General features: G+C 72.6%; 5 protein-coding genes and 1 pseudogene. 5 read left to right on the top strand and 1 reads right to left on the bottom strand.

The genetic code is table 11. The features are described 5' to 3' along the window. Positions 1–126: 126 nt before the first annotated feature. Complete coding sequence (locus ACW0Q9_RS27610; protein WP_456186199.1) at positions 127–729, top strand: hypothetical protein; 603 nt, start codon at positions 127–129, stop codon at positions 727–729. Positions 730–783: 54 nt separating this feature from the next. Here ACW0Q9_RS27610 and ACW0Q9_RS27605 read toward each other — a convergent pair whose 3' ends face one another. Next, positions 784–1,986, bottom strand: coding sequence for a zinc-dependent metalloprotease (locus ACW0Q9_RS27605; protein ID WP_456186203.1), 1,203 nt, complete (start codon positions 1,984–1,986; stop codon positions 784–786). A 184-nt stretch (positions 1,987–2,170) separates the two neighbouring features. Between ACW0Q9_RS27605 and ACW0Q9_RS27600 the strand changes: the two genes are divergently transcribed. The 4 genes and pseudogenes from ACW0Q9_RS27600 to ACW0Q9_RS27585 all read left to right on the top strand — a co-directional run. Beyond that, positions 2,171–3,184, top strand: coding sequence for a YlbL family protein (locus tag ACW0Q9_RS27600; protein WP_456186197.1), 1,014 nt, complete (start codon positions 2,171–2,173; stop codon positions 3,182–3,184). 124 nt (positions 3,185–3,308) lie between these two features. Continuing rightward, a complete protein-coding gene (locus ACW0Q9_RS27595; RefSeq protein WP_456186195.1) occupies positions 3,309–6,293 on the top strand; it encodes a UPF0182 family membrane protein in 2,985 nt (994 codons plus the stop codon). 148 nt (positions 6,294–6,441) lie between these two features. Then, complete coding sequence (locus tag ACW0Q9_RS27590) at positions 6,442–6,951, top strand: SigE family RNA polymerase sigma factor (protein ID WP_456186201.1); 510 nt, start codon at positions 6,442–6,444, stop codon at positions 6,949–6,951. After that, positions 6,941–7,134, top strand: a pseudogene (locus tag ACW0Q9_RS27585) (hypothetical protein); the annotation flags it as partial. The gene ACW0Q9_RS27590 and the pseudogene ACW0Q9_RS27585, both read left to right, overlap by 11 nt.

The following is a 7,134-nucleotide window of genomic DNA, read 5'->3' as shown; positions in this document are numbered from 1 at the left end:
CGGTCGGTGAGACACCCATGGTGTTCCACCGACGGTGGGGCGGTGCGTGACTGTTGCGGAGGGCGGGCATCCGATCGGCGGACGTCGGCGCGTCGGTCCGGGCGGGGAGCGGGTTAGGGTCGTCGGGTGGTTCGACGTGTGGTCGTGGCGTTGCTCGGTCCCGTGGGCTGGACGCCCCCGGGGATCGATCCGGAGCGGTGGCGGAGCGCGCTCGCCGAGGACGTGGTGGACCTGCTGGCCACGCTGAACGAGGTGGAGACCGCCGTGGCGGTCACGCCGGAGGACCGCTGGCTGGCCGACGCGGTGGTCTGGCCCGGCACGGCCGTGCACGAGGTGCCGGAGCCCACCGTCGGCGCGGTGTTCGCCGCGCTGTCCGGGTACGACCAGGCGGCCGTGGTGGTCGCCGACGCGCCCGACGTGCCGGGGCTCACCCTCGGCAAGCTGCTCCGGCCGCTGTCCAGCCGTCCGGTGGCGGTCGCCCCGGTGGAGGGGAGCGGGTCGGGGCTGCTCGGGGTGGCCGCCCGGCTGCCCGTGCCGGAGTGGTTGCCGGCGCTGGACCTGGATACCGCCGCGCCGGCCGAGGTGCGTGCCGCCGCCCCGCGCCCCGGGGACGTGGCGGTCACCGCCGGCTGGCGCCGGCTGCGCGGCCCGGCCGACCTGGCCACCCTCGACCCGGCCTTCGAGGGCTGGGAGGCCACCCGGGCACTCCTCACCGGCCAGCCCGGCTGACGGACGCGTCGGGGCCCGCACGAGCATTCGTGGGGGCCCCGGCGACGTGCGGCGTCAGGACTTGTCGTCGTCCTCGCCCGGGGCCTGCTCCTCCGGCGCGCCGGGCGCGGTGAAGTCGAAGTTCGCCAGCTCCTCGTCCAGGTCGCTGGTGGTCGCGGCGAACGCCTCCGGGTTGGCGAAGTCCTCTTCCGAGGGGAGCAGGTCGGGGTGCCCCCAGACCGCGTCCCGCCCGGCGATCCCGCGGTGCTCGGTGAGCGCCGACCAGAGCACGGCCGCCTCGCGCAGCCGGCGCGGTCGCAGCTCCAGGCCGACCAGGGCGGCGAAGGTCTGCTCGGCGGGACCGCCGGCGGCCCGGCGGCGGCGGAACGCCTCGCCCAGGCGGACGACGTTCGGCAGCCGGTCGCCCGCGGCGCTGTCGACCACGTGGCACACCCAGCCCTCGACCAGGGCGAGCACGGTCTCCAGCCGGGCCAGCGACGCCTTCTGCGCCGGGGTGTCCTCGGGCGTGAAGATGCCCTCCAGGGCGATCGCCTGCATGGACTCCGGGTCGGTCGGGTCGACCCGGCCCATCGCCTCCTCGATCGCCTCCCGGTTGACCCGGATGCCGGCGGCGTAGTTCTCCACCGCGGTGAGCACGTGCCCGCGCAGCCACGGGACATGCTGGAAGAGCCGCTGGTGGGCGGCCTCGCGGAGGGCCACGTAGAGGCGCACCTCGTCCTCGGGCAGTTCCAGGCCCTCGCCGTACGCCCGGATGTTGGCCGGGACGAGCGCGGCGGTGCCGGCGGGGCCGAGCGGCAGGCCGATGTCGCCGGCGGAGAGCACCTCGGCGGCGAGCGAGCCGAGCGCCTGGCCGAGCTGGCCGCCGAAGAGGGCGCCGCCCAGCGTGGCGACCATCGACTGCATCGGGCCGAGCTGGGCGCGGGCCTCCGGCGGCACCAGGTCACCCATGGCGCCGACCATCCGGCTGGCGACCGGGTCGCAGAGCTTCCGCCACACGTCGAGGGTCTTGTAGATCCACTCGTTGCGGTTCCAGGCGACCGAGCTCCGGATGCCGGTGGGCCACGAGGTGGCCGGCTCCAGCCAGAGGTCGGCGATGCGCAGCGCCTCCTCGACCGCGTTGCGTTCGAACGGCGAGACCGCCGGGTCGCCGGCGGCGGCGAGCTGGCTCGCGGCCACCTGCCGGGCGAGGTCCCAGTTGACCGGTCCGCTGCCCGGCGCGGAGAGCAGGTGCTGCAACTGCGACATGAACTGCTGCATCTGCGCGGGATCGTTGGGGTCTGGTGGTTGCCCACCCGGGAGCGCGAAGCCGAACGGAATATCAGGCACGACGTCTACGGTACGCGCGCCCCGCCGCAGGTCGTGCGCGTCGGCGTTGCGCTGAGGGCGAAGTCCGGCGGTCACCGCGCCGGACGTTCCGGGCCGGATCGGTACGCTCTGGCGCATGAGACGTCGCGGCGTGACCGTACTTTTCGGTGCACTGCTCACCGCCCTGCTCAGCGTCGGCGTGCTGAGCGTGCCCATCCCGTACGTGGTGCTCGGTCCCGGTCCGACCGTCAACACCCTGGGCAGCGCGGACGGCAAGGAGATCATCCAGATCACCGGCCGGTCGACGTCCACCTCCGCGGGCCAGCTCCGGCTGACCACGGTCGGCGTGCAGCCCACCGTCCGGCTCCGCTCGGCGCTGGCCGGGTGGTTCTCCTCGGACGAGGCGGTGGTGCCGCGTGAGCTGGTCTACCCGCCGGGCGAGTCGCAGGAGGAGGTCGAGCAGCGCAACGCCGAGGACTTCCAGAACTCGCAGACCAGCGCCGAGACGGCGGCCCTGCGCGAGCTGGGCTACCCGATCCGGGTGCTGGTGAAGGCGGTCACCGCGGGCGGCCCGTCCGTCGACGTGCTGAAGACGAACGACGTGATCACCTCGGTCGACGGGCAGCCGGTGACGAGCGCGGCCCGGCTCACCGAGCTGATCCGGGCGAAGCCGGCCGGCACCGCGCTGAAGATCGGCTACACCCGCGCCGGCGCGCCGGCCACCGCCACGGTGACCAGCCGCGAGCAGGACGGCCGGCCGCGGATCGGCATCGAGATCGACCAGCAGCAGCCGCACCCCTTCACCCTCAAGATCGACCTCGGTGACATCGGCGGCCCCAGCGCCGGGCTGATGTTCGCCCTCGGCATCATCGACAAGCTGGAGCCGGCCGACCTGACCGGCGGGAAGGTCATCGCCGGCACCGGCACCATCGACGACGAGGGCCGGGTCGGCCCGATCGGCGGCATCGCGCAGAAGCTGGTGGGCGCCAAGGAGGCCGGGGCGAAGGTCTTCCTGGTGCCGGCCGACAACTGCGCCGAGGCGGTCCGCAACCCGCAGCCCGACCTGCCGCTGCTCAGGGTGGCGTCGCTGGACGACGCGTTGACGGCGCTGGAGAAGCTGCGCGCGGGAGGGCAGCCGACCCGCTGCTGAACCGGGCCCGCGGGGCCGCCGGACGATCGTGACGTGACCTTGACCCGACGCGTTCAGGAACACCCCGTACTCTGGGTGCCTGGTCGGAGCCGATCACATCGAGCGTGCGGAGCCAACAGTGGTCATGCGTAGCAGCCCCCTGCCGAGGATGAGCCGGCGCGGACGCGTCACCATCGGGGTCCTGATCGGGGTGTTCGTGCTCTTCACCCTGCTCGGGTGGGGAGTCAACGCGTGGACCGACTGGCTCTGGTTCGACGAGGTCCGCTACACCCAGGTGTTCACCGGTGTGCTCGCCACCCGTCTGCTGCTGTTCCTGGTGATCGGGCTCGGCATGGCGCTGATCGTGGCCGGCAACCTCTGGCTGGCCTACCGGCTGCGACCGCAGCTGCGCCCGCACTCCGCGGAGCAGGCCACCCTGGAGCGCTACCGGATGCTGCTGAGCCCCCGGCTCGGCACCTGGATCGCCCTGACCGCCGCCGTCATCGGGCTCTTCGCCGGCCTTTCCGCGCAGAGCCGGTGGAGCCAGTGGCTGCTGTTCCGCAACGGCGGCAGCTTCGGCGTGAAGGATCCGGAGTTCGGCGTCGACGTCGGCTTCTACGTCTTCCAGCTGCCGTTCTGGCGCTACCTGCTCGGCGTCGGCTTCACCGCGGTGGTGCTCGCCCTGCTCGGCGCGCTGGCCGTGCACTACATCTTCGGCGGGGTGCGGCTGCAGGGCGTCGGGGACCGGATGACCAACGCCGCCCGGGCCCACCTGAGCACGCTGGTGGCCGTCTTCGTGCTGCTCAAGGCCATCGCGTACGTGCTGGACCAGCGGGCCATGCTGCTGGAGTACAACGAGGGGGCCAAGCTCTACGGCGCCGGCTACGCCGACATCAACGCGCTGCTCCCGGCGAAGGAGATCCTCGCCTGGATCGCCGTCGTGGTGGCCGTCGCGATCATCGTCTTCTCCAACGCGTGGATGCGGAACCTGGTCTGGCCCGGCATCGCGCTCGCCCTGCTCGGCGTCTCGGCGGTGGCCATCGGGGGCATCTACCCGTGGGCCGTGCAGACCTTCGAGGTCAAGCCGAGCGCCCGGGACAAGGAGGCGCCGTACATCGAGCGCAGCATCGAGGCGACCCGGGCCGCGTTCGGGCTGACCGCCACGAAGAACACCGGGTACGCGGCGAACAACCTGGTCCCGCCGGCCAGCCTGGCCACCGACACCTCGGTGGTGCAGAACGTCCGGCTGCTCGACCCGCAGCTCGTCTCCGAGACGTACACGCAGCTCCAGCAGGTCCGCGGCTTCTACGATTTCGGCCCGAAGCTGGACATCGACCGGTACGCGGCCAGCGGCAAGACCTCCGACTACGTGGTCGGCGTCCGTGAGATCAACTACGGCGAGCTGACCGACCAGCAGAGCAACTGGATCAACCGGCACACCGTCTACACCCACGGCTACGGCATGGTCGCCGCCCCGGCGAACCAGGTGGTCTGCGGCGGCCAGCCGTACTTCGTCTCCGGCTTCCTCGGTGAGAAGGCCCAGGAGGCGTGCTCCTCGCAGGCCGAGCAGATCCCGGCCAAGCAGCCGCGGATCTACTACGGCGAGCGGATGGAGCCCGACGACTACGCGATCGTCGGGCAGACCGGCGACCGCAACGTCGAGTTCGACCGGCCGACCTCCACGGGCGGCGAGCAGTACTACACCTACACCGGCGAGGGTGGCGTCGAGATCGGCTCGTTCACCCGGCGGCTGCTCTACGCGATCAAGGAGCAGGAGTCGAACTTCCTGCTCTCCGAGGCTGTCAACGACGACTCCAAGCTGCTCTACGTGCGCAACCCGCGGGACCGGGTGGAGAAGGTCGCGCCGTTCCTCACGCTGGACGGGGACCCGTACCCGGCGGTGGTGAACGGCCGGGTCCTCTGGATCATCGACGGCTACACGACCGCGGCGACCTACCCGTACGCCGAGCGGGTCAACCTGCAGGCCGAGACGGCCGACGAGCTGACCGGACGGGGCACCTTCCAGCTCGCCCGGGAGAACGTCAACTACATCCGCAACTCGGTGAAGGCGACCGTCGACGCGTACGACGGCACGGTCAAGCTCTACAACTTCGACGACACCGACCCGGTGCTCAAGGCGTGGAACAAGGCGTTCGGCGGCGACCTGGTGCTGCCCAAGGGCGACATCCCGCCGGAGCTGGCCGAGCACTTCCGCTACCCGGCCGACCTGTTCAAGGTGCAGCGCAACCTGCTCACCAAGTTCCACGTCACCGACCCCGGCGACTTCTACTCCGGCCAGGACTTCTGGCAGGTGCCGAACGTGCCGGACGCGCCGGACAGCGGGCAGAAGCAGCCGCCCTACTACCTCTTCACCCAGTTCCCCGGGCAGGAGGGGCCGCGCTTCCAGCTCACCGCCGCGCTCACCCCGAACGGGCGGCAGAACCTGGCGGCACTGGTCTCCGGGTCGTACGTCGACGGCCGGCCCCAGCTGGAGGTGCTGGAGCTGCCGGACCAGACCCGGATCTCCGGGCCGGTGCAGGTGCACCAGCAGATGACCAACAACGGCGACATCCGGCAGCAGCTCAACCTGCTCTCCTCCAACCAGGCGCAGGTGCAGTACGGCAACCTGCTGTCGCTGCCCTTCGCCGACGGCATGCTCTACGTCGAGCCGGTCTACGTGAAGAGCAGCAACCAGGACGCGTACCCGCTGCTGCAGAAGGTGCTGCTCTCCTACGGCGACGGCGGCTCGTACGTGGTGCTGGCCAACAACCTGAGCGACGGCATCAAGCAGCTCGTCGAGCAGGGCAAGCGGGCAGGCTCCGGCGCTCCGCCGCCGCCGACCACCGGCGACAACCCGCCGACCACCGGCGGCACCACCCCGCCGGTGCTCACCGGTGAGCTGGCCGAGGCGGCCGGCAAGGTGCAGAGCGCCATCGCCGAGGTCAAGGCCGCGCAGGCGTCCGGCGACTTCGAGCGGTACGGGCGGGCGCTGAAGGCGCTGGACGAGGCGATGGCCGCGTTCCAGCAGGCGCAGGCGGCGGCCAACCCGCCGCCCGCACCCGGCCCCAGCGGCAGCCCCTCGGCGTCGCCGCCGGCCTCGCCCTCGGTCTCGCCGTCACCGAACGGCTGACCCGGAGCCGACCACGCGAGCCCGTGGTCCGTGACCCGTAGCGGTCCGGACCACGGGCTCGTGTCGTGTTCCGGACGGAACGCCCGCAACCCGGCGCCCGCCCTCACCGTCATCAGTGCAGGTGGGCGTGAGGGAGGCGGGAATCCAGATGCGCGACGTGAACAGCTTCGACGACTTCTACCGCAGCACGTCGGGCCGGGCGCTCCGGTACGGCTGCGCGGTGGCCGGCGACCCCGGCGAGGCCCAGGACCTCGTCCAGGAGGCGTACGCCCGGGCCTGGCGGCAGTGGGGGAAGCTGGCCACCCACCCCGCACCCGAGGCCTGGCTGCGGCTGGTCATCAACCGGCTGGCCACCGACCGCTGGCGGCGGCTGCGCGGCTGGCGGATCGCGGCCAGCCGCACCGGCCCGCCCGACGACGTCGGGCCGCCGGGCGAGGACACCGTGCTGCTGGTCGGGGCGCTGCGGCAGCTGCCCGCCCGGTACCGGCAGGCACTCGCCCTGCACTACCTGTTCGACCTGTCGGTGGAGGAGATCGCCCGGGAGGCGGCTGTCCCCACCGGCACCGTGAAGTCCTGGCTGTCCCGCGGCCGGGCCCGGCTGGCCGAGCTGCTGCCCGGCGTGGCCGACGAGCAGCTGGAGGTGAATGATGTCGCGTGACCTGAACCGCCTCTACCGGGCGCTCGCCGCCGACACCGACGAGCGGGTGCTCCCGGCCCCGGACCGGATCCGCCGGCGGGCCGACCGCCGTGCCCGGCACCGGGCCGCGCTCGGGGCGCTGACCGTCGCCGTGCTGGTCGCCGGGACCGCCGCCGGCACGCGGCTGGTGCTCGCCGCCGGGCC

This window comes from Micromonospora sp. I033 (assembly GCF_053890995.1).
The sequence above is the reverse complement of the archived record's forward strand: the minus strand, read 5'-3'. Positions and strand labels throughout refer to the sequence as shown.

Excerpts from the sequence above, each read along its gene's own strand:
- ACW0Q9_RS27600 (WP_456186197.1), top strand. The coding sequence starts at position 2,171 with ATGAGACGTCGCGGCGTGACCGTACTTTTCGGTGCACTGCTCACCGCC.
- ACW0Q9_RS27595 (WP_456186195.1), top strand. The coding sequence starts at position 3,309 with ATGCGTAGCAGCCCCCTGCCGAGGATGAGCCGGCGCGGACGCGTCACC.
- ACW0Q9_RS27590 (WP_456186201.1), top strand. The coding sequence starts at position 6,442 with ATGCGCGACGTGAACAGCTTCGACGACTTCTACCGCAGCACGTCGGGC.
- ACW0Q9_RS27605 (WP_456186203.1), bottom strand. The coding sequence starts at position 1,986 with ATGCAGCAGTTCATGTCGCAGTTGCAGCACCTGCTCTCCGCGCCGGGC.